Raw genomic sequence first — 23,162 nt, 5'->3', positions numbered from 1 at the left:
TTTAGAAAGCACCATTAAGAGCCCGTTCACTTAGCATATTAAGAGAGGTAAGAAGAATGAACAAAGTAATTTTAATGGGACGCTTAACCAGAGATCCTGAGGTAAGATATTCCGCAGGAGAGAATGCACTGGCAATTGCCAGATACACATTAGCGGTAGACAGAAGATTCCGTCGTGACGGAGAGGCAAGTGCTGATTTCATTCAGTGTGTTTCTTTCGGACGTACAGCGGAGTTTGCTGAGAAGTATTTCCGCCAGGGACTGAAGATCGCCGTTTCAGGCCGTATTCAGACCGGAAGCTATACCAACCGCGATGGACAGAAAGTTTACACTACAGAGGTTGTGGTAGAGGATCAGGAGTTTGCTGAGAGCAAGGCTTCCAGCGACAGTTACGCTGCTTCCCATCCACGTACAAGTGCTCCGGAGGCATCCATGCCGAACCCGGGAACCGCTGCAGAGGGCTTTATGAACATTCCAGATGGCATTGACGAAGAACTGCCATTTAACTAGAGCCTGGCTCTAAAGACTGAATAAAACAGGAGGAAAACCAACATGGCTTACAATAATAGAAGCGAAAGACCAGATTCTCCAATGAAGAGAAGAGGCGGCCGCAGAAGAAAAAAAGTTTGCGTATTCTGTGGTAAAGAGAATAACGAAATCGATTACAAGGATGTAGCAAAATTAAGAAAATATGTTTCTGAGAGAGGAAAAATCCTTCCTAGAAGAATCACAGGAAACTGTGCAAAACATCAGAGAGCTCTGACTGTTGCTGTTAAGAGAGCACGTCATCTTGCTATGATGCCATACATCCAGGACTAATTTGAAAGTGCAAACCGTCATCCGCATGGGTGGCGGTTTTTCTATCTAATGGGTTGCTGTGAACGAAGTGAGCAGTAACATCTAATCTTCTATGGAAAATTCCTCAGAAATCTGTTATACTATAACGAAAAGGCGGATTTGGGGCCTGTGGTTATATAAATGTGCTGTCTGAGGTTTTGCAAGTGAGGATAAACTTATGAATAAAAAACTGAAATTCAAGGGATCCATGAAGCAGTTCATGAGGTGGCCGCTGTATCTGACCATACTTCTTGTATGGCTGGATATCCTTATTTTTATGATAAGTGTGAAAGCAGGAATCCTGGCTACATTGGGAATTGTGGTCTATGTTGTGGCAGCTCTTTTGCTCACACGTTGTCACAGACCGTTGATCCTCAATGATCTGATCGCATTTGCCAATCAATATGAATCTCTTGAGAAGCGTCTTCTGGATGATCTGGCTCTTCCATATGCCATTATGGATACCAACGGAAGAATGATCTGGTCCAATAAAGTATTTTCGGAGCTTACTGGGAAAGAGCAGCTTTATAACAAGCACATCAGCACAATTTTCCCGGAGATCACATCTGAGAGGCTTCCCGTTCCGGAGAAGCAGGAGATCGCAGAGATGAGCACCAGCTTTGGTGACCGGATCTATCGGGTTTCCATGCAGCTGATCACCATGAAGGATGTGGTAAACGAGGCACGTATTCTGGAAAATGTGGATACAGATATTAACCTTGTGGCAATGTTTTTTTATGATGAGACAGAGCTGCAGGAATACATTCAGAAGAATGAAGATGACAAGCTGGTAGTTGCACTGGCTTATCTGGATAACTATGAAGAGGCATTGGAAGGAGTAGAAGAGGTAAGACGATCCCTTCTGATCGCCCTGATCGACCGAAAGATCACCAAATATTTCTCCAATTTCGACGGACTTGTGCGTAAGCTGGAGAGAGACAAGTATTTCCTGATCATGAGACAGAGTTCTCTTGAAGCTCTGAAAGAACAGCGTTTTCACATTCTGGATGAGGTGAAAACAGTCAATATCGGAAACGAGATGGCAGTTACCTTAAGCATTGGTATCGGACTAAATGGTGCCAATTATCTTCAGAATTACGAATATTGCCGTATCGCCATTGAGATGGCGCTCGGCCGTGGCGGAGACCAGGTGGTGATCAAGAATGGAGATTCCATCACCTATTTTGGGGGAAAGTCCCAGCAGATGGAGAAGAATACCAGGGTAAAAGCCAGAGTAAAGGCGCAGGCATTGAAGGAGTTTATGAGCACCAAGGACCGAGTTGTGGTTATGGGACACAAGATCACAGACGTAGATGCCCTTGGAGCTGCAATCGGTATTTACCGGGCTGGCAAAACTCTTGGCAAGCCAGTGCACATTGTGGTGAATGATCCTACCACTTCCATCCGTCCGCTGATGGCTGGCTATATCAACAATCCGGATTATGAACCGTCTATGTTCGTGGATTGCAGCCAGGCCAAGGAGCTGGTAGACAACAATACCGTTGTGGTTGTCGTAGACACCAATAAACCAAGCTACACAGAGTGCCAGGATCTTCTGTATCTGACAAGGACCATTGTGGTTCTGGATCATCACAGAAGAGGAAGTGAGGTCATCCAGAATGCAGTTCTTTCTTATGTAGAGCCCTATGCGTCCTCTACATGTGAGATGGTTGCAGAGATCCTTCAGTATTTTGCTGAAGATCTCAGGCTTCGCAGTCTGGAGGCAGACTGTCTGTATGCAGGTATGGTGATCGATACCAATAACTTTACCACACGTTCTGGTGTGCGTACATTTGAGGCAGCTGCTTATCTTCGAAGAAATGGTGCGGATATTACAAGAGTCCGCAAAATGCTTCGGGATAACATTGATGCATATAAGGCGAGAGCGGAGGTTGTCCGCACTGCCCAGATTTACAGAAATTGTTTTGCAATCGGAAGATGCCCGAGTGAAGGCCTTGAGAGCCCTACTGTAGTAGGTGCGCAGGCGGCAAATGAGCTTCTGAACATTGCAGGCGTGAAGGCTTCTTTTGTTCTGACTCCATATAACAATGAAGTATATGTAAGTGCACGTGCCATTGATGAGGTCAATGTGCAGGTTATGATGGAGAGAATGGGCGGCGGCGGTCATCTGAACATTGCCGGAACCCAGGTAAAGGCTACAGAAGATGAGACAGAGCAGATGATCAAAGAAATCATAGATCAGTTATACCAGGAAGGAGAATTCAAAGAATGAAAGTAATTTTATTGGAAGATGTAAAATCCCTTGGAAAAAAAGGTGAAATCGTAAACGTCAGCGACGGATATGCAAGAAACATGATCCTGCCAAAGAAGCTGGGACTTGAGGCAACTCCAAAGAACTTAAATGATCTGAAGCTTCAGAAGGCAAATGAGGAGAAGGTAGCCCAGGAGAACTTAGAGGCTGCAAGAGCTTTTGCAAAGGATCTTGAGGATAAAGAAGTGATCCTTACCCTGAAAGTAGGAGAAGGCGGAAGAACATTCGGTTCCGTTTCCACAAAGGAGATTTCTGAAGCTGCCAGAAAACAGCTGAATCTTGACATTGAGAAGAAAAAACTGGTCCTTCCAAATCCAATCCGTAATCTTGGCGTGACAAATGTACCGGTTAAGCTTCATCCAAAGGTAACCGGAAGCCTGAAAGTATGGGTAAAAGAGGAAGCCTGAAGATCGTAAGCTACAAGAGAGGATGTTTGTCACTAAATGGAAGAAGCATTGATCAAGAGGATACTTCCTCACAGTATTGAGGCGGAGCAGTCCGTGATCGGTTCCATGATCCTGGACCGTGATGCGATTCTGGTAGCGTCAGAGATTCTTACAAGCGACGATTTCTATCAGAGCCAGTACGGTATCATTTTTGATGCCATGGTGGAATTGTGCAATGAAGGAAAACCGGTGGATCTGATCACTCTTCAGAACCGTCTGAAGGAGAAAGAGCTTCCGCCGGATATCAGCAGTATGGAATATGTGAGGGATCTGATCTCTGCAGTTCCGACCTCTGCAAATGTAAAATATTATGCCAATATTGTCAGCGAGAAGGCGGTCCTAAGACGTCTGATCAAGGTAAATGAGGAAGTGGAGAACGCCTGCTATCTGGAGAAAGAGGGCACCCAGATGATCCTGGAGGAAGCGGAGAAGAAGCTTTTTAATGTTCTTCAGCGCCGTTCCAGTGATGAGTTTGTGCCCATCCAGCAGGTTGTTTTAAACGCAGTCAATAATATTGAGAAGGCTTCCAAGATGAAGGGCACTGTAACGGGTATTCCTACTGGTTTTGTGGATCTGGATTACAAGACTTCCGGAATGCATGCTTCAGATCTTGTGCTGATCGCAGCACGTCCTTCCATGGGAAAAACCGCTTTTGTTCTGAACATTGCCCAGTATATGGCGTTCCGCAAGGATGTTACCGTCGCTATATTCAGTCTGGAGATGTCCAAGGAGCAGCTGGTAAACCGTCTCCTTGCAATGGAATCCCACGTAGACTCACAGAATATGCGAACCGGTAATCTGAAGGATGAGGACTGGACCAAGCTGGTTGAAGGCGCAGATATCATCGGCCGTTCCAATCTGATCATTGATGATACACCTGGTATTTCCATCTCTGAGCTTCGTTCCAAGTGCAGAAAATATAAGCTGGAGCACAATCTGGGAATCATTATGATCGACTATCTTCAGCTGATGAGTGGAAGCGGACATTCGGATTCCAGACAGCAGGAGATTTCTGATATTTCCCGTTCCTTAAAGGCACTTGCCCGTGAGATCAGCGTTCCGGTGATCGCTCTTTCCCAGCTTAGCCGAGCGGTTGAGCAGCGTCCGGATCACAGACCGATGCTTTCTGACCTTCGTGAGTCAGGAGCTATTGAGCAGGATGCGGATATGGTAATGTTCATTTATCGTGATGATTATTATCATAAGGATACAGAGAAGAAGGGAATTGCTGAGATCATTATCGCCAAACAGAGAAACGGCCCTATTGGTACCGTAGAACTTGTATGGCTGCCTCAGTATACACAGTTTGTAAATATGAAAAAATAGGAAAATGCTGAGAAATTCAGTCATTTCATGGAAAAGGCCGGCATGTTATGTCGACCTTTTTTTCTTGCATTTAAATGCCCCTTTGTTATAATAAAATCAGTGAATTTCATAAGGAGGGGTAGTATGGAAAAATGCTATACCGTGGCTGAGACGGTAAAGCTGACAGGGGTAAAGTCCTATGTTCTCCGTTACTGGGAGGACGAGCTTTCCATTCCTGTTGGCAGAAACGAGCTGGGGCACCGCTGCTACACTCAGGATGATATTCAATTGTTTTTGAACATTAAAGAACTGAAGAACAGAGGTCTGCAGCTGCGGGCCATACATGATCTGCTTCCCAAGCTTGTGAAAAAAGAAGCAGTGGAAGTGACTGCGCCAGGGGAACAGGACAAAATACAGCTGCTTGAATTGGAAAGGCTGGAAAAAGAGGAGAGGGAAAACAGGGGAGAGCTTCAGGAGGGAGTGCTGGAGCATGGGGAAACTGTGCAAGAAAAACCAGATCCGAAAATTCTGGAATTCCAGGAAATACTGGAGCGTCTCATCACCCAGGAGCTTCATGCGAAAAAAGAAGGGGAAGAGAGATGGCGGACGCTGGATGAAGCAATCCGGAGGCAGCAGATGGCAAGAAGAGAAGCGGCTGCAGCTTCGGAGAAGAAGAATAAGAAAAGAAAATAAGACAGGCTTTTGAGGGGCAAAATGAAGCGCGAAGAATGAGAGTCGTAAATTAGGAAAAGTATGGTAAAAAAAGGGGAGTCCCATAGGAACTCCCCTTCCATGCTATCAATCCCTTGTACGAGAAAATCAACCCTCGCTGATAGCGCCTGTAGGACAGGCATCAGCACAAGTTCCGCACTCCATGCAGGAATCTGCATCGATTACGTAATGCTCATCTCCCTGAGAAATAGCACCTGCTGGACACTCGCTCTCGCATGTTCCACAGCTTACACACTCATCAGAAATTACATATGCCATTGTTATATCCTCCTTTGATCTCTTTAATTCCCTAATGGGATATGACTCTATTCTAATATATATGACATAGGATATCAAGTACAAAATTATAAACAAAATTTTAGAATTGTGGTAGTTGCGTAAATGTGCATTTGGTATTATAATGGTGGAACGTGGAGAATCGTTTCTGTTTATAGAGAAAAACAGTTTAGATTTTTTCATGGATGTTCTAATTCAAAAAGGAGGAAACAGATCATGGCACAGGTGACAAAAGACATGCTGATCGGTCAGCTTCTTCAGTTAGATCCTAATATGGCTGGTATTCTTATGGCATCCGGTATGGGATGTGTAGGATGCCCATCCGCACAGATGGAATCTCTGGAGGAGGCTGCTATGGTACACGGAATTGATGCTGACGTTTTAATTCAGCAGCTGAACGATTATCTTGCAGGCCGTTAGTATATGAATACCCGTAAGGGGTTATATACGAAGTGATAAATAAAAGGGACTGGCAGTTTGCCAGTCCTTTTTATTTATCATGATAAGCGCGTCAAAATCCATGCCCTTATGAGAGCTTGGTAACTGCTGCGATAACGGGCAAAACTTGCAGAGCGTGTTTTGTCCTGCTTATTCCAATGTCAGATCTTCGCAAGCTGCTGCAGGGCTTTGCGTGAGATCAGTTCTCCGTGTTCTTTCAGATGTGCTTCGCCGGAAGACGTGAAAGCACGCCCATTTCCATATTCAGAGAGAATGTTGCAGACTTTATTGAATTCCTCTGCAGTGCAGGCAGACTGATGTACGATCAGCTGGTAAAGGGCATTTTCATCTTTATAAAGGGTATTGACACCATTATAGAAGCCGTCCAGTCCATGGGCTACTGCAATGACATCATCCAGAGCCTGGAAGGTATAAAGCCTTACCAGATCTACAGAAACCTTCCTTGTGTTGGAGGAAGAACTACTGGAAGCCTCTTCTTCGGAGCCTGCGGAAGAAACAGAAGCATCATCTCCGTCTTTCTTCTTCGCAGAATCCTTCTGACCGGATGCTTTCACAGTCTCTTCGTAGAGCTTCTGGAAAATATCAATAATATTGTCAGCTCCATCAAAATGGAGAGTCTCTGTTTTGGTTTTCTTATATGGTGAAAACTTGGAAAAACGGGTGTCAAGCTCTTCTGGATCTTCTACTTTCGTGACGATCAGGATCACACTTTCCCCGTTTACCGGAATTGCCTCGATCATCAGCGGGATGTTATCAGCTTCAAAGCCAAATTCAATCTGGGCCTGCTGCATCATTTCCCGGAAAAGCTTTTTCGCTTTATCTGTGCCATAGGCAAGCTCGCTGATGCGGATCTGGTGACTGTCGAGATCTTCTTTTGTAAGGGTACAGCGAATCTGGTTATCACTGATTTTTTCTATTTTCATATGATCACATCCTGTTCTTTGTGGAGTTATAATGTTATCTTATCTTGATTTCTCATTGTATAATATATGTTTCAAAAGTGCAATAGGAAAAAAACAGGTAATTTTCGCTCTAATTATTAAATTTTTCGAAACAGATTGGGAAAAAAGAATAAACTGGTCAAAAGCTCTTGCATAATGGAAAAGGAATCCGTATAATGAGGAGCAAGAAAAAGGAAACGGTCCTGTGACTCACAAGATTAAGAGCGCAACTGTTCACAAGTTCGTATTAAGTATTAACATTAACATCTGTTTTTTTCTAAAAACAGCGCTTATTTATCATACAGCGTATCAGCTGTGGCGTTGTTTATATTCCCTGAAGATGAAATGAATCCAAGCTCCGTCTCTTTTTTCTGTAAAATGATTCAGGTGTTTTCTGAATCCATAAAATGGGAAAGGAGGTTAGGACACGAAGCGTATATCACGATCAGGAAAGGAAGAATCCTGCAGATCGCTGGAAGGTGAACTCACCCAGTACGAAGAGCTTGGAATCACTCTTTATCTGGAGGGAAAGCCCAGTGATGCCAGAACCATTGCAAAAGCCTGTCAGATTGCAGATGGAGGAGGATATATGCGGGATTACACAGAAGATGGGCAGGGACATATTGCCCGTGTAGATTTCGATTTTGTGCTCGACGAGCAGTAAGAGGTAAGCCATGTAAAATGCCGGGAATGCTTCTGAAACAGCAGTTTCCCCCTACTCATGCTTTATAAGAAGACATTTCCGGCATTTACCAAAAGAAAGAAGGATTCAGCGGTGATATGCTGTGGCTGTTATAAATGGAGTGAACAGCGACAAAAATAGTAAAGAAGAATGTAAACAATTTGTAAAAAGTCGAATTATGTAATACAATCCCAAAATAAAGTGTGCTATAATAAATTGCGTCTGCGGTGAAAAGCCGGCAGGAAACTGTAGCGATGAAATTTGTACCGAGAGGATAAATTAATTTATGAAAAGAAGAATTAATCCGGTAGTGATAGTGGGCGTTCTGATTGCAGTAGTGGCATTGATCGGAATCATAACAACCCTGATCATGCGTCGTATCCCTACCAGGAAACAGATGGATTTAACGGAATATTATGGACAGACGGATGATTCCGAAGCTGTGATCATAATTGGAACACAGATTCTGGAAGAACGGGCAGTCATGTCTGGAGAACAGCCATACCTGCCTGTTGATGTGGTGGACAGCTATCTGAACCAGAGATATTACTGGGATGAAGAAGGTCAGCAGATTCTTTATGCCACACCTTCAGAACTGGTATATACGCCAGCTTCTTCTGAAGCAGGCGGGTATGTGTGGCTGAAGGACGGAACTGCATATCTGAGCCTTGATTTTATAAAGAAATATACAGATTTGGATACTTATGTGTACCAGCAGCCGAACCGTGTGGCAATTCAGAAAGATTTTTCTGATGTATCAGTTGTCACAGCAAATAAGGATACTTATGTACGTTACCGCGGTGGAATTAAGTCTGAAGTCCTTTCACGAGTAAATAAAGGAGACAATCTGATCCTTATGGAAGAACTTGAGAACTGGGATCAGGTGGCAACCTGGGATGGCTACATCGGTTATGTGGAGAAGAAGAGTGTAAGCGATGTCCAGACACTGAATATGGACCGGGCAGCAGTGGGAGAGTCTTATACGTACCTTACCATAGATGAGCCAGTGAATCTGGTATGGCACCAGGTAATGTCCACAGATGCCAATGCAGGACTTTCCGATTCTATCCAGAACATGACCGGAGTAAATGTGATTTCTCCTACCTGGTTCTATGTGACAGACAACAGCGGCAATATTATCAACAATGCCACTGCTGATTATGTAGCCACAGCCCATGACCGGGGCTTGAAGGTATGGGGACTGGTGGATAACTTTACTCAGGATATCAGCACCTATGAAGTATTGTCTAAGACAAGTTCCAGACAGAACCTGGTCACCCAGCTGGTGAATGCAGCGGTTGGGGCTGGAATTGATGGAATCAATGTGGACTTCGAGCAGCTCAGTGAAGATGTAGGCGTTCATTTCCTGGAGTTCCTCCGTGAGCTTTCGATAGAGTGCCATAAGAATAACCTGGTTCTTTCCGTAGACAATCCGGTTCCGGAAGATTTTACCAGTCATTATGACCGGGCAGAACAGGGAAAAGTGGTAGATTATGTAATTATTATGGGATATGATGAGCACTACGTAGGTTCCGAGGAGGCTGGTTCCGTGGCTTCTCTTCCATGGGTAGAGAAAGGAATCCAGGATACCATTGCAGAAGTTCCTGCAGAGCGTGTGATCAATGCAGTTCCATTTTATACAAGACTCTGGAAGACAGAGGCAGGCAGTCTTTCCAGTGAGGCCATTGGAATGGATACTGCACAGGAAGTGGTAACTACCAATAATGCCCAGGTATACTGGGACAGCGATGTAAGCCAGAATTATGGAAGCTTTGAGAAAGATGGATGTACCTATCAGATCTGGATCGAGGATTCCCAGTCCATTGCAGCCAAGGTACAGCTGGTGCAGAAGTATAATCTGGCAGGTGTTGCTGCATGGAAGCTTGGATTTGAGAACAGCGGTATCTGGCAGGTGATCACAGACAACCTGTCTGGCAGTACAGCAGAATAAAGAATGCTATTGTTTACAAAGTAAAGAATAGCCGAAAATTACGAATGATAAAAACACTCTTTGAAACATATATATGGTGTGAAGGGCGCTTGTTGATTCCTGTTTACTGAGGAGACAGGAACTAATAGGTTCAGGCAGTTTATATATGACAGGGGTGTTTTTTTCATTGAAAAGACATATAATGGAATTGCTGATGGGATGTCTTTTACTGGTATGCTTCTATTATCTTTCCAGAGAGGCAGCGGCCGTGTCTGTGGAGATGAACCAGAAGAAGGTAATTGTGGTGGATTGTGGACATGGCGGAATTGATCCAGGCATGATCGGCATAGACGGCCTGAAGGAGAAAGAGTTTAACCTTGCTATTGGTTTGAAGGTGAAGGAGGCTCTGGAGAAAAGAGACTTCCAGGTTGTGATGACAAGAGACACAGATACAGGTCTCTATGAGGAGGCTTCCAATAATAAAAAAGCCCAGGATATGCAGAAGAGGATCCTTCTGATACAGGAGGTGAAGCCGGTCCTCACAGTGAGTATTCATCAGAACAGCTATGAGGATTCCGGGGTAAAAGGTCCTCAGGTGTTTTATTACCGGGATTCTATGCAGGGAGAGGAACTGGCGAAGATCCTGCAGGAGAAATTAAATGAGTACCTTCAGGTAGAACGGCCAAGGGAAGCAAAAGGGAACACTACATATTATCTGTTGAGACGAAGTCCGGGAGTTTTGAATATTGTGGAATGTGGCTTTCTTACCAATCCGGAGGAGGCAGCCTTGTTATCTCAGGAGAAGTATCAGCAGAAAGTGGCCGAGGCTGTGGCTGACGGAGTGGCAGAATATGTAAATGGGATGAAATGAAATGCGGCAGCAAGGAAGAAAAAGAACAGCAGCTGGTAATGAGAAAACCTCTCATTTGATTAGAACTATATACTTTTCAGAAAGAACGGATTCTGCTATACTGGACTGGAAAAAATAAGTGAGGAAATACCATGTTAGGATATATTTATCTGATTTTAGCGGTGCTTTTGGGCAGGGAGATTACAAGACCGCTTTTACCAGAACAAAGAATAAAAGAAAAAGGAGTTACCCCCTGTTGGATCACATTTTTCGCTGCTTTCGGGTGCGGGATATTGGTTCTTACCTGGGCGGTATACATAGCTGCATGGCTGTTTAGCGTATGTGGAGGAATGGAGAAACCGCTTTTTGCAGCTAATCTTCTGGTGCTGGCGGCAGTGGGGCTTCTTCTGACCGGGATTTATTATAGAAGAAAATGTTCTTTTAAGAAAATAAAAGAGAATATTTCCCGAAATTTTCCGCCGCGGAAGGAAATCTTCTTTTTTCTGATCCTGTTTGCTGCGGTTATGTGGATCATGTTTTATGTATTTCACATCAGTGGGGGATATCTGTATTCCGGATTTACGGTATTTGGTGATTATGCGCCCCATACAGCCATGATGCGGTCTTTTTCACTGGGAAATAATTTCCCTACCCAGTATCCTCATTTTGGCGGTGCTGATGTGAAATATCATTTCATGTTCCAGTTTCTTACTGGAAATCTGGAATATCTGGGTATGCCAATTGATGTTGGATATAACCTTGTGAGCAGTCTGTCCCTCTGGGGCTTTTTCGCAATGCTGTATTCCCTGGCGAAGCGGTTTAGCAAAAGTATGGCAGCTGGTGTGTTGGCTGTGGTCTTTACGGTATTTCGAAGTGGAACGGCATTTTTCAGATTTGCCTTTGAGCATTTGGGGGCAGGTGATCTGTGGGAGACACTTTCACAGAATACCACTTTTATTGGCTATACCCCCAATGAGAACTGGGGACTTTGGAATTTTAATGTTTATCTGAACCAGAGGCATCTGGGCTTTGGGCTTCTGCTGGTGGCTGTTTTGCTGTGGATTTTTATGGAGTGGCTGGAAGAAGGCTGCGCACATGAAGAGAAGGGGATTTTGTGGTTGAGAAACCGCTTCTTTACCAGTGAAGCCTGGAAATGCAAAAGACCGGAGACTGCACTTCTGGCAGGGCTGCTTCTGGGACTCTGCTCCTTCTGGAATGGAGCGGCGGTAATTGCCGGCCTTTTGATCCTTGCAGGCTTTGCAGTGTTTTCAGATGGCAAGCTGGACTACCTGATTGTGGCGGTGGTAACGATCTTGTTCTCGGAAATCCAGTCGAAGATGTTCGTAAGTGGAAGCGTTGTTACCCCTTCTATTTATCTTGGGTTTCTGGCGGAAGAGAAGACTCTTTCGGGAGTGGCGTGGTATCTGTTTGAGATCAGCGGGCTGGTTTTCCTGGGCGTGCTGGTACTTGTATTTTTTATGAAGCGAATGGAAAGAGCAGCGGCAGTTAGTATGCTGTTTCCGACAATATTCGCGTTTCTCATTTCCCTTACACCAGATGTAAATGTAAATCATAAATATATTATGATCTCATATGCGTTTCTTACAATTTTCTGGGCGGATGCGGTGTGCAGACTGTTCAGAACCAGATATTTAATCGGAAAATTGATGGGAATCCTTCTGGCAATGAGCCTTACGGTTACAGGAATTTATGATTTTGTGGTAGTATTAAAGGACAATGATTCCGGACACAGAGTTGCTGTAAATCTGGAAAGCGGTCTTACAGCATGGCTTTCAGAGAATCTTGGAAAAAATGACCTTATCCTTACGCCGGAATATAGCATGAATGAGGTTACGATGTCTGGTGTAATGCTGTACCTTGGCTGGCCTTATTATGCATGGTCTGCCGGATATGATACGTATTACAGGGCAGAGCAGGCGGTGGTGATGTACACTACAGATAGTTCCCAGGTGCTGAAGGAAACAGTTGAGAAAGAACATATCACTTATATCCTTTATGAGGATGGGATGAAATTTGAGGAAAAAGAATGCCGTGAAGATGTGATCGCGGATACTTATCCTCTGGTTTATGAATCAGATGATGGGAGAATCAGAATTTATGGAACAGAACAATAAGAAAAAGCTGAACACGCAAATGATCATAAAAATCCTGTTAGCAGTGGTGCTGCTTGGATTGTCTGCTTTTCTGCTGAAAGGGGACGTCTGGACCTTTTGGACCTGGTGGCTGCTGGCAGGTGTGCTGGGATTTGCAGCTATGCCGGTTACAGGCAGGCTGTTCTGGCGTTTTGAGGACAAAGGCTGGATTTTTTCAAAGGTTCTGGCAATAGCAGCTACAGGATTTCTTACCTGGTTTCTGGTTTCTATTAAGCTGCTGCCATTTAATGCGCTCACATGTACAGCGGTATGTGTAATATGTGCGGTCATCTGTCTTTTCTTATTAAAAAAACAGTCCAGGGAGAAGATTGAGTGCTTTCCAGTAGAGCATATATCCTTGATCTACTGGGAGGAACTGCTGTTTTTTGCTGCCTTTCTAATGTGGACCTATCTGGCTGGCTTCCATCCGGCTGCATATGGCACTGAGAAATTTATGGATTATGGATTTATGGAGGCCATGATGAGAAGCACCACACTTCCGGCAAGGGATCTGTGGTATTCAGAAGGCCATATTAATTATTATTATGGCGGTCAGTATTTTGCGGTATTTCTTACCAAGCTTTCCCATACAAAGGTAGAGCTGACCTATAATCTTATGCGTACCTTTGTTGCCGGACTGGCTTTTGCCATGCCGTTTTCCCTGGTTTACCAGATGATGGCGGACCGCATGAAAGGGCAGGAAAAAGGTGAGAAAACAATCAGAAGGCTTCCATATGCAGCTGGTTTTACAGCTGGTCTTGCAGTCTCCATTGCTGGAAACATGCACTATGTAATTTATGCACAGATCATTCCATGGATCGAGAAGCTGACGGGGCAGGAGGTGAGCTCTTACTGGTTCCCTGATGCAACCCGTTATATCGGCTATAATCCATACCGTGAGGAAGATCGGACGATCCATGAATTTCCATGCTATTCTTTTGTACTTGGAGATCTCCATGCCCATGTAGTAAATATTATGTTTGTACTTCTTGTGATAGCACTTCTTTACGTGTGGCTAAGAGGCGTGCGCAAGAAGACGGTGCCAGTGGATGCATCCATGAAAGAGGGAAGCTTCTGGAAAGAGCAGCTTCTTATGCCCCATCTTTTGGTGGTAAGTGTGCTTCTTGGCATGTTCCAGTGGACAAACTTCTGGGATTTTGTAATTTATTATGTGGTAACTCTTGGAACGGTATTATTTGCCAACATTCTCAGATTCCAGGGAAAAATAAAGAAGACCATTGCCGTGACTTTTGTACAGATGGCAGAGATTTATCTGGTGGCATATCTTGTGATCCTGCCCTTTACCCTGCAGTTTGATACTATGGTGGACGGCGTTGGAATCGCAAAATATCATTCCTATTTTTATCAGCTGATGGTATTGTGGGGGCTTCCGGCAGTTCTTACGATCACCTTCATAATTGCCATTCTCTGTGAGAAATTAAGAGGGATGGAGCACAAGAGCCTGTATCGTCTTATGAAGGCAATCCGTACAGCGGATCTTTTTGCCATTATTACCGGGCTTTGTGCAATTGGGCTTGTAGCAATTCCAGAATTGGTCTATGTGCGCGATATTTACGAAAATGGAAATGCCAGGGCAAATACCATGTTCAAGCTTACCTATCAGGCCTATATTTTGTTTGCATTGACTATGGGATACGGAATTTACAGGCTATTGGTGGTATCCAGACAGAAGCTTGCTAAGATTATTTCTGCAATCTGTCTGTTTTTCCTGATCTGGACGGTAGGATATTTTGGAAAGAGTGTCACCTCCTGGTTTGGAAAAGTACTGGATCCGTCTGGCTATCAGGGACTTTATGCACTGGGCTATCTGGATACTGATTTTTCGGAGGATGCAAAGGCAATCCAGTGGCTGAAGGAGAATATAAAAGGTTCTCCTGTTGTTCTTGAGGCGAATGGGGACAGTTATACCGGCTTTGAGCGTGTGTCTGCATCCACCGGCCTGCCAACCATTCTTGGATGGTATGTTCATGAATGGCTGTGGAGAAATGACACAGATGATCTGAATCAGAAGAGTGGAGATATTACGGCAATCTATACTTCCCAGGATGAAGAACAGGTAAGAGCACTTTTAAAGGAATATGACGTTTCTTATATCTTTGTGGGTTCTAAGGAAATTGAGAAATATGAAGATTCTTTAAATAATACCCTGCTTCATAATCTTGGAGAAACCGTGTTTATGGATGAAGATTCCGGTACTTATATTGTAAAGGTGGATTGACATTAATTCAGAACTGGTGTTATAGTAAGGAATGCTGAAAAAAATAGAAATATACTGAAAATGAAAAGAAAAAGAAAGCTGGATTAAAATGAAAGCAGAAATTGTATCCATGACGGCAGAGGCCATTGATCAGGAAGCCCTTGCCCGAGGCGGAGAAATATTAAAAAAAGGAGGCCTGGTTGCATTTCCTACAGAGACTGTCTATGGTCTTGGCGGAAATGCGCTGGATCCTATGGCATCCAAAAAGATCTATGCTGCTAAGGGACGTCCTTCTGATAATCCGCTGATCGTGCACATTGCAGATATTAAGGCGCTTGCACCTATTGTAAAGAATGTGCCTGAGAAAGCGAAGATCCTGGCTGAGAAATTCTGGCCAGGTCCTCTTACCATGATCTTTGAAAAATCAGATTTAGTTCCATTAGAGACAACTGGCGGACTTAACAGTGTGGCGGTCCGTTTTCCAAGTGATCCCATTGCGGCGCAGCTGATCCTGGCAGCAGGCGGTTATGTGGCAGCACCAAGTGCCAACACTTCTGGAAGACCAAGCCCTACTACAGCACAGCATGTAGAGGAAGATTTAGGAGATGCCATTGATATGATCATTGATGGCGGCCCGGTTGGAATTGGCCTGGAATCTACCATTGTTGATTTTACAGAGGATGTTCCTGTGGTTTTAAGACCAGGATATATTTCCCTGGAAATGCTTCAGGAGGTCCTTGGAGATGTGCGTATGGACAAAGGCCTGATAAAGCCTGACAGTAAGGTACATCCTAAGGCTCCAGGAATGAAATACCGGCATTATGCACCGAAGGCCGACCTTGCGATCGTGGAAGGTCCGACGGAAGAGGTGATTCATGCCATCAACCAGTTTGTAAAGGAAGACCAGGCGAATGGTCTTCAGGCAGGTATTATTGCCACAGAAGAGACCATTTCCAAATATCCTCTTGGAACTGTGAAATGTATTGGAAGCAGGGAAGCTGAGGAGACCATTGCCCATAATCTTTATGAGGTACTGCGTGAATTTGACCAGTGCCAGGTAAGTAAGATTTATTCAGAAGCTTTTTATACACCTAAGATGGGACAGGCGATTATGAACCGGCTTTTAAAAGCAGCCGGACACAAAATCATTCAAGTAGGGAGAGAAGAAAAATGAGAGTAGCATTAGGTTGTGACCATGGCGGATTTGAACTGAAACAGGAGATTATCAAACATCTGGAAGAGAGAAATATTGAATACAAGGATTATGGCTGCCACAGCACCCAGTCAACCGATTATCCTATTTATGCCAAGAAGGTAGCACATGGTATTCTGGATGGAGAATGTGACCTTGGAATTCTGGTATGTGGAACCGGTATCGGTATCTCTATTACCGCAAATAAGATCAAAGGCATTCGTGCAGCAGTGTGCACCGACTGTTTTACTGCTGAGGCTACAAGACTTCACAATGATGCCAATATCCTGGCACTTGGCGGCCGTGTGGTAGGTCCTGGACTTGCCCTTAAGATTGTGGATACCTTCCTGGATACCCCATTTTCCAATGAGGAAAGACATATCCGCAGAATCGCTCAGATCGAGACCGAGTAGAAAGGAGTGCTTTCCTATGGAAAAAAATATGCAGATGGCGCCTGTAAGTGCAGCTGTAAATCTGAATCATAAAAGAGAGGGATATCTGACCTGGGATGAGTATTTTATGGGAGTTGCCATGCTTTCCGGAATGCGTTCCAAGGATCCCAATTCCCAGGTGGGGGCATGTATTGTCAGCGATGACAATAAAATCCTTTCCATGGGATATAATGGCTTTCCCAAGGGCTGTTCTGATGATGAGTTTCCCTGGGCAAGAGAAGGGGAGCCTCTGGACACCAAGTATCTGTATGTAACCCATAGTGAGCTGAATGCTATTTTGAATTATCGTGGAGGAAGCCTTGAAGGGGCGAAGATGTATGTAACGCTTTTCCCCTGCAATGAATGTGCCAAGGCGATCATCCAGGCTGGAATCAAGACTCTGGTCTATGATTGCGATAAATATGCAAGTACTCCGTCTGTTCTGGCATCCAAGAGAATGCTGGATTCAGCAGGCGTGCGTTACTATCAATATAAAAGAACCGGACGCGAGATTTCGCTGACAGTGTAAGAAGAGGTTAGTCGTGGAAAATACAAATGAAAATAAAGAAGGATTAATAAAACAGTCTGGCAATTGGAAGAAGACGCTTGGACTTGTTTTGAATATTGCATTATTAGTGCTGATTGATGGATTGATGATCTATACTTTTATCAGTGATGGAAATACTCTTTCCAGAAAAACCGCATTTAAGATATTACTGCTTCTCGTAGGCAATATCATGTTTCTTGTGCTTTTGTTCTGGGGAGAGAGAATAAGCAGCAAAATAAAAAATACAGCTGCTATGAGGATTGTGGATGTATTGCTTTTGCTGGCAACTCCTGTGATCGTATTCTGGTTTGTACAGATGATTACATGGCTGTCAGGTTACAAGAATAAAGCAGTAGAAACGATTCGTGGACTGTTTACCATGTCTTTGAATATGAATCAGCCGTATCTGGCTGTTAACCTGGCAGTTTATGCAGCATTTTTTGTTCTGCTGATTCTAATCTGCCGTAAGGTGAATCTTGCATCAGCTGCGCTGTGTTACTTGCTGGTGATCATGGCAATGGTAAACTATTTTGTAATGGAGTTTCGTGGGGAACCATTTTTACTTCTGGATGTTGTGGGAATGGGAACCGCTGCAGAAGTAGTTGGGGAATATAGTTTCAAAATCAAGCTTATGCTGGGAATCCCCCTGATTTATTCGTTGGTGTTCAGCCAGCTGGTTCTGAAATTCCAGAAGTTGGAGCTTGGTAAGAAGAGCAAAAAGAACACAGGGGTTCGTTTTGGTGTACTTGCAGCACTTATTTTAACACTTTGTGTTTCGATGAAGCCTCTTATGCAGGTTTTAGGACCAGTGCCGTTATGGAGGATTAACCGTATTTACAAACTGCAGGGGTATACATTGTCTCTGTTCAAGGAAATTCAGTATTTCTATATTGACCAGCCTGCGGGATATTCAGAAGAGAAAGTAGAAGAGTTAGCCCAGAAACTTGAAGCTGGGGAAAATATCGTGGCTGAAGTTATGGGAAATGATTCCAGTGATTCAGGTAAAGAAGCGGATACATCAGCAGATACTTCTTCAACGGTGACGCCTACTAATATCATTATGATTATGAACGAGAGTCTTGCGGACTTTGAAAATGTGGGAAAAATAAAGACGGATGTGGAGATTCTTCCATACATAAGAAGTCTTAATAAGAATGTAAAACATGGACAGCTTCATGTACCTACTTTTGGAGCTGGTACTGCCAGATCAGAATATGAGGCGCTTACTGGAAACAGTATGAGTTTCTTACCGTCAGGAAGTGTGCCATATCAGTTGTATGTGCGTGATCCGGAATACGGTATGGCTGATATTTTGAAAGACCAGGGCTACTATACAATTGCAATGCACCCCAATAAGGCTCATAACTGGAATCGTGCTGCAGTATACCCGGAAATGGAATTTGATGAATTTATCAGTCTTGAAAACTGGGGAGATGAGCATAGAGAGCTGCTTAGAAATTACGTCAGTGACAAGGCTACTTTTGAAAAGATCATCAGTCTCTATGAAGAAAAGAAACAGGATGAAAAGCTGTTTACGTTCTGTGTGACAATGCAGAATCATGGTGGATATACAGTGGGCGACAGAGCCGGCTTTGAACCTACTGTGAAGCTTAATTACGATAAGGAGTTCCCGCTGGCTGAAACATATTTATCATTAGCCAGAGAGTCTGATTCTGCCTTCAAAGAACTTTTGGAGTACTTTGAAAAAGTAGATGAACCTACTATGATCGTTATGTTTGGCGATCACTGGCCAAAGATTGAAGAAGAATTTATGGCCAAACTGTTAGGTGGTGACAGACAGGGACTTGATCTGGTTGCTGGTCAGCAGTCTTATACGACACCATATGTGATTTGGACCAACTATCCGTCTGAGACAGTAGAAGAGGATTTCAGTGCCAATTATCTTGGCAGCTATATGCTTCAGCTGGCTGGACTTGACATGCCGGAATACAATCAGTACCTTATGGATCTGAAGGAACAGCTTCCGATCATCGGAATTGGAGCTGTTTGCGATAAAGATGGAAACTGGTATGCAACGGATGATCTGCCAGCAGATTACAGTGAGCTGATGACGGACTACAATATCCTGGAATACAACAACCAGTTTGAGAAGAAAAATGTGCTGGAGAGTTTGTTCACACTGCACTAAACGGACATGTCGCCTACCGGCGACATCACCGTTTATGAAAGTCAGCTGTTCCGCGCCTGTGGCGCTCCCACAGCTGCCGACCGCATTCGTAATCGGTGAATGTTCCCTCCGCCAACAAACTAAGAACGCCAGAAGAAATTTTCCTTTAAAAGAATTTCTTCTGACGTTTTTTCTTCCCCTTTTTTGAATATCCATACTTGACATAAGAAAAATTTTCGCATAAAATAAACGAGTCAGACAGATAAATTCAGTAAATCAAATTTATATGGAAACGGCAATGAAGAGAATAGTACATGAGGAGCAATCTCAGAGAGAAATCCAGGCTGGAAGGCAATGCTGTGAGGATTTTGTGCGCGAGTCATGGAACCGGCCTCGGAGCTCCGTATGATTGAAGTACGGCGTATGTCCTACGTTATCGGGATAATTGAGTGAGCAGTGGAATAGAAATTTGAGGATAGATTTCCCTTGATCCGGTGCTAATCAGGGTGGTACCGCCGAAGCCTTTCGGTCCCTTTTTCAGGGATGGAAGGTCTTTTTTTATGTGATTTTCAGATTATACATAGAAGAAACCAGATTTCCCTGGTATGAAAATGAAAAAGTCCCAGACAACGGCCTCGAATCAGGAAGCTGAATGGGCAGAATGCATGCGTGAGCAGGGCACCAGAGCCTTTTTTAAACAAGCTCTGGTCTGGCTGCGAATGCGGAAGTTATTTTCCTGTATGGGAAATATTTGCAAAAATTGGAAAAAGGAGAAAAATCATGGCAAAAGAAAAGAAAATGGTAGAAGCCATCACTTCTATGGATGTGGATTTTGCACAGTGGTATACTGACGTTGTAAAAAAAGCAGAACTGTGCGGCTATACAAGTGTAAAAGGATGTATGGCGATCAAACCTGCAGGATATGCAATCTGGGAGAACATCCAGAAAGAGCTTGACCGCAGATTCAAAGAGACAGGCGTAGAGAACGTATACATGCCAATGTTCATTCCGGAATCCCTTCTGGACAAAGAAAAAGACCACGTAGAGGGATTCGCGCCGGAGGTTGCATGGGTAACACACGGCGGACTTGACCAGCTTCAGGAGCGTCTTTGCGTACGTCCCACTTCTGAGACTCTGTTCTGCGATTTCTATCAGAAAGAGATCCAGTCCCACAGAGACCTTCCGAAGGTATACAACCAGTGGTGTTCAGTAGTACGTTGGGAGAAAACAACCCGTCCATTCCTTCGTTCCCGTGAGTTCTTATGGCAGGAAGGCCACACCGCTCATGCAACTGCTGAGGAAGCAAAAGAGCGTACTATCCAGATGCTGAACCTGTATGCAGACTTCTGTGAGGAAGTCCTTGCAATCCCGGTTATCAAAGGCCAGAAGACAGAGAAAGAAAAATTTGCAGGTGCTGAGGCTACTTACACCATCGAGTCCCTGATGCATGACGGAAAGGCACTTCAGTCTGGAACCAGCCATAACTTTGGTGATGGATTTGCAAGAGCATTCGGCATCCAGTACACAGATAAGAACAACCAGCTCCAGTATGTACACCAGACATCCTGGGGAATGACAACCCGTATGATCGGTGCCCTGATCATGGTTCACGGAGATAACAGCGGACTTGTTCTTCCGCCAAGAATTGCTCCGGTACAGGCAGTTGTGATCCCAATCCAGCAGAGAAAAGAAGGGGTTCTGGAGAAAGCAGATGAACTGACACAGATCCTGAAAGCAGCTGGCATCCGCGTAAAAGCAGACGTTACAGACAAGAGCCCGGGATTCAAATTCGCAGAGCAGGAAATGCGTGGTATTCCGGTAAGAATCGAGTGCGGTCCGAAGGATATTGAGAACGGACAGGCTGTGATCTGCCGAAGAGATACCAGAGAGAAATACGTTGTGAAATTCGAAGAGCTTGCAGCTAAGGTTCAGGAAGTTCTGGACACTATGCAGAAAGAAATGCTGGAGCGCGCAAGAGCTCACAGAGATGCTCACACTTATGTGGCAACAAATTATGAAGAATTCAAGGAGACCATCAACACAAAACCTGGTTTTGTAAAGGCTATGTGGTGCGGTAACCGTGAGTGCGAGGATAAGATCAAAGAAGACGTTCAGGCAACATCCAGATGTATGCCGTTCGAACAGGAGCATTTAAGCGACGTATGTGTATGCTGCGGAAAACCTGCTAAGAAGATGGTATACTGGGGACGTGCATATTAAAGAGCAAAAGGGTTACGGTTTACTTCGCAGCCAGCAACACGTTTTGCAATGTGTAGTAAACAATGTTAGCGAATTGTAATGAAAAGGGGCAAAATTATTTTGCCCCGCTTTATTTTCTGGAAATGAGGCAGGTGATCACAATGGTATTTGAAATTCCGCAAAAAGTTGAAATAATCATAAATACTCTGGAAAAAGCGGGCTATGAAGCCTACGCAGTTGGGGGCTGTGTCCGGGATGCGCTTCTTGGAAGAACGCCGAATGACTGGGACATCACCACTTCAGCTAAGCCAGAGCAGGTGAAAGCCCTGTTTCGGAGAACGGTAGATACCGGTATCGCCCATGGAACTGTAACGGTTTTGCTGGACAAAGATGGATTCGAGGTTACCACCTACCGGGTGGATGGAGAGTACGAGGATGGTCGTCATCCAAAAGAGGTGACTTTCACCGCCAGCCTGGAGGAAGACCTGAAACGCCGTGATTTTACCATCAACGCCATGGCCTACAATCCGGGAAAAGGTCTTGTGGATCTTTTTGACGGCCAAAGGGATCTGGAAAACAAAGTGATCCGCTGTGTAGGCGATCCCCTGGAGCGTTTCACAGAGGATGCCCTGCGTATTATGCGTGCGGTCCGTTTTTCCGCCCAGCTGGGCTTTTCCCTGGAAGAAGAGACCAGAAAAGCCCTTTCCGTCCTGGCACCAAATCTGAAGCATGTAAGTGCAGAGCGGATCCAGGTGGAGCTTGTAAAACTGCTGGTATCCCCTCATCCCGATTATCTGCGGATCGCCTACGAAGCGGGAGTGACAAGGGAATTTCTGCCAGAATTTGACCGCTGTATGGAGACTCCCCAGAATACCCCTCACCATTGCTACAATGTGGGAGAGCACATTCTTCACAGTCTTTTATATGTGCGCGAAGATAAGGTGCTGCGTCTTACCATGCTCCTTCATGACATCGCCAAGCCTGTTGTGCGAAAAACAGATGAAAATGGCAGAGACCATTTCAAGACACATGCCCCTGTTGGGGAAAAAATGTCTAAGGAAATCCTTCGCCGCCTGAAATTCGACAACGACACCATTGGGAAGGTCAGCCGTCTGATCCGCTGGCATGACCTGCGCCCCACTCCGGCCCCGGCAGATGTACGTAAGGCTGTGAATATCATCGGCGAAGATCTTTTTCCCATGTGGATGGAAGTGCAGTATGCGGACAACAAGGCGAAAAGTGATTACCGCCAGGAAGAGAAAGTGGCCCGTCAGGAAGGCGTCCGAAAGACCTGGGAAGAAATCCTGGAAAAAGGAGAGTGCGTTTCCATGAAAGGGCTTGCTGCTACAGGAAGTGACCTGATCGCAGCTGGCATGAAGCCGGGAAAAGAAATGGGAACGGTGCTCCATAAGCTTCTGGATGCAGTTCTTGAAGATCCTGGATTAAATGAGAAAGAGAAGCTTCTTTCCATGGCCTTTTCGGAAAAATAACTGTCCATATTTGTGATGCACGTAAGCCGTGTCTCTTTTGGAAATCTTATATAGAATAACATATCCCTCCCGCTC

19 protein-coding genes are annotated in these 23,162 nt (G+C 44.6%); 17 read left to right on the top strand and 2 right to left on the bottom strand.

Annotated elements, in window-relative coordinates; translation table 11 throughout:
• Positions 1–56 precede the first annotated feature (56 nt).
• The 6 genes from ACTQ50_RS07245 to ACTQ50_RS07220 all read left to right on the top strand — a co-directional run bounded on the left by ACTQ50_RS07245 (position 57) and on the right by ACTQ50_RS07220 (position 5,552).
• Positions 57–509 carry a single-stranded DNA-binding protein gene (locus ACTQ50_RS07245; RefSeq protein ID WP_441483618.1) on the top strand — a complete coding sequence of 151 codons (453 nt, stop codon included), beginning with the start codon at positions 57–59 and terminating at the stop codon, positions 507–509.
• Between the two features lie 42 nt (positions 510–551).
• Positions 552–818 (top strand): 30S ribosomal protein S18, encoded by a 267-nt coding sequence (gene rpsR / locus ACTQ50_RS07240; RefSeq protein ID WP_118583682.1) that lies wholly within the window; start codon positions 552–554, stop codon positions 816–818.
• Positions 819–1,014: 196 nt separating this feature from the next.
• The gene (locus tag ACTQ50_RS07235; RefSeq protein WP_441483617.1) at positions 1,015–3,069 is read left to right on the top strand and encodes a DHH family phosphoesterase; all 2,055 of its coding nucleotides are present in this window, start codon (positions 1,015–1,017) and stop codon (positions 3,067–3,069) included.
• Entirely contained in the window at positions 3,066–3,515 is a 450-nt protein-coding gene (rplI, locus tag ACTQ50_RS07230) for a 50S ribosomal protein L9 (protein WP_226819244.1), read from the top strand. Before ACTQ50_RS07235 ends, rplI begins: the two co-directional genes overlap by 4 nt.
• A 36-nt stretch (positions 3,516–3,551) precedes the next feature.
• On the top strand, positions 3,552–4,880 hold the full coding sequence (dnaB, locus tag ACTQ50_RS07225) for a replicative DNA helicase (RefSeq protein ID WP_295278108.1): 1,329 nt from the start codon (positions 3,552–3,554) through the stop codon (positions 4,878–4,880).
• A gap of 123 nt (positions 4,881–5,003) precedes the next feature.
• A complete protein-coding gene (locus ACTQ50_RS07220; RefSeq protein ID WP_441483616.1) occupies positions 5,004–5,552 on the top strand; it encodes a helix-turn-helix domain-containing protein in 549 nt (182 codons plus the stop codon).
• A gap of 126 nt (positions 5,553–5,678) precedes the next feature.
• Here ACTQ50_RS07220 and ACTQ50_RS07215 read toward each other — a convergent pair whose 3' ends face one another.
• Positions 5,679–5,849: a DUF362 domain-containing protein gene (locus tag ACTQ50_RS07215; RefSeq protein ID WP_441483615.1), complete on the bottom strand. Its 171-nt coding sequence runs from the start codon at positions 5,847–5,849 to the stop codon at positions 5,679–5,681.
• Between the two features lie 234 nt (positions 5,850–6,083).
• Between ACTQ50_RS07215 and ACTQ50_RS07210 the strand changes: the two genes are divergently transcribed.
• Positions 6,084–6,287 carry a DUF1858 domain-containing protein gene (locus ACTQ50_RS07210; RefSeq protein WP_117851487.1) on the top strand — a complete coding sequence of 68 codons (204 nt, stop codon included), beginning with the start codon at positions 6,084–6,086 and terminating at the stop codon, positions 6,285–6,287.
• Positions 6,288–6,466: 179 nt separating this feature from the next.
• On the opposite strand, the gene ACTQ50_RS07205 is transcribed toward ACTQ50_RS07210, so the two are convergent.
• Positions 6,467–7,249 (bottom strand): adaptor protein MecA, encoded by a 783-nt coding sequence (locus ACTQ50_RS07205; RefSeq protein ID WP_441483614.1) that lies wholly within the window; start codon positions 7,247–7,249, stop codon positions 6,467–6,469.
• Between the two features lie 986 nt (positions 7,250–8,235).
• Here ACTQ50_RS07205 and ACTQ50_RS07200 point away from each other — a divergent pair.
• From ACTQ50_RS07200 to ACTQ50_RS07155, 10 genes are all read left to right on the top strand, one after another.
• Positions 8,236–9,900, top strand: a complete 1,665-nt coding sequence (locus tag ACTQ50_RS07200; protein ID WP_441483613.1) for a glycosyl hydrolase family 18 protein — start codon at positions 8,236–8,238, stop codon at positions 9,898–9,900.
• A 166-nt stretch (positions 9,901–10,066) separates the two neighbouring features.
• Entirely contained in the window at positions 10,067–10,750 is a 684-nt protein-coding gene (locus ACTQ50_RS07195) for an N-acetylmuramoyl-L-alanine amidase (RefSeq protein ID WP_441483612.1), read from the top strand.
• 131 nt (positions 10,751–10,881) lie between these two features.
• Positions 10,882–12,864: a hypothetical protein gene (locus ACTQ50_RS07190; protein WP_441483611.1), complete on the top strand. Its 1,983-nt coding sequence runs from the start codon at positions 10,882–10,884 to the stop codon at positions 12,862–12,864.
• Positions 12,848–15,121: a DUF2298 domain-containing protein gene (locus ACTQ50_RS07185; RefSeq protein WP_441483610.1), complete on the top strand. Its 2,274-nt coding sequence runs from the start codon at positions 12,848–12,850 to the stop codon at positions 15,119–15,121. The genes ACTQ50_RS07190 and ACTQ50_RS07185 overlap by 17 nt, the downstream gene beginning before the upstream one ends.
• Before the next feature lie 88 nt (positions 15,122–15,209).
• Positions 15,210–16,274 (top strand): L-threonylcarbamoyladenylate synthase, encoded by a 1,065-nt coding sequence (locus tag ACTQ50_RS07180; protein WP_441483609.1) that lies wholly within the window; start codon positions 15,210–15,212, stop codon positions 16,272–16,274.
• A complete protein-coding gene (gene rpiB / locus ACTQ50_RS07175; protein ID WP_441483608.1) occupies positions 16,271–16,705 on the top strand; it encodes a ribose 5-phosphate isomerase B in 435 nt (144 codons plus the stop codon). Before ACTQ50_RS07180 ends, rpiB begins: the two co-directional genes overlap by 4 nt.
• A gap of 16 nt (positions 16,706–16,721) precedes the next feature.
• Positions 16,722–17,252 carry a deoxycytidylate deaminase gene (locus ACTQ50_RS07170; RefSeq protein WP_330633950.1) on the top strand — a complete coding sequence of 177 codons (531 nt, stop codon included), beginning with the start codon at positions 16,722–16,724 and terminating at the stop codon, positions 17,250–17,252.
• 13 nt (positions 17,253–17,265) lie between these two features.
• Positions 17,266–19,419, top strand: a complete 2,154-nt coding sequence (locus ACTQ50_RS07165) for an LTA synthase family protein (RefSeq protein ID WP_441483607.1) — start codon at positions 17,266–17,268, stop codon at positions 19,417–19,419.
• A 759-nt stretch (positions 19,420–20,178) separates the two neighbouring features.
• Positions 20,179–21,618: a proline--tRNA ligase gene (gene proS / locus ACTQ50_RS07160; protein WP_226819229.1), complete on the top strand. Its 1,440-nt coding sequence runs from the start codon at positions 20,179–20,181 to the stop codon at positions 21,616–21,618.
• A gap of 140 nt (positions 21,619–21,758) precedes the next feature.
• Positions 21,759–23,087 (top strand): CCA tRNA nucleotidyltransferase, encoded by a 1,329-nt coding sequence (locus tag ACTQ50_RS07155; protein WP_441483606.1) that lies wholly within the window; start codon positions 21,759–21,761, stop codon positions 23,085–23,087.
• Positions 23,088–23,162 lie beyond the last annotated feature (75 nt).

The organism is Blautia sp. Sow4_E7, assembly GCF_052116245.1.
Lineage (GTDB): Bacteria > Bacillota > Clostridia > Lachnospirales > Lachnospiraceae > Blautia_A.
Note: the sequence above shows the minus strand (reverse complement) of the source record. Positions and strands in the feature narration are given on the sequence as shown.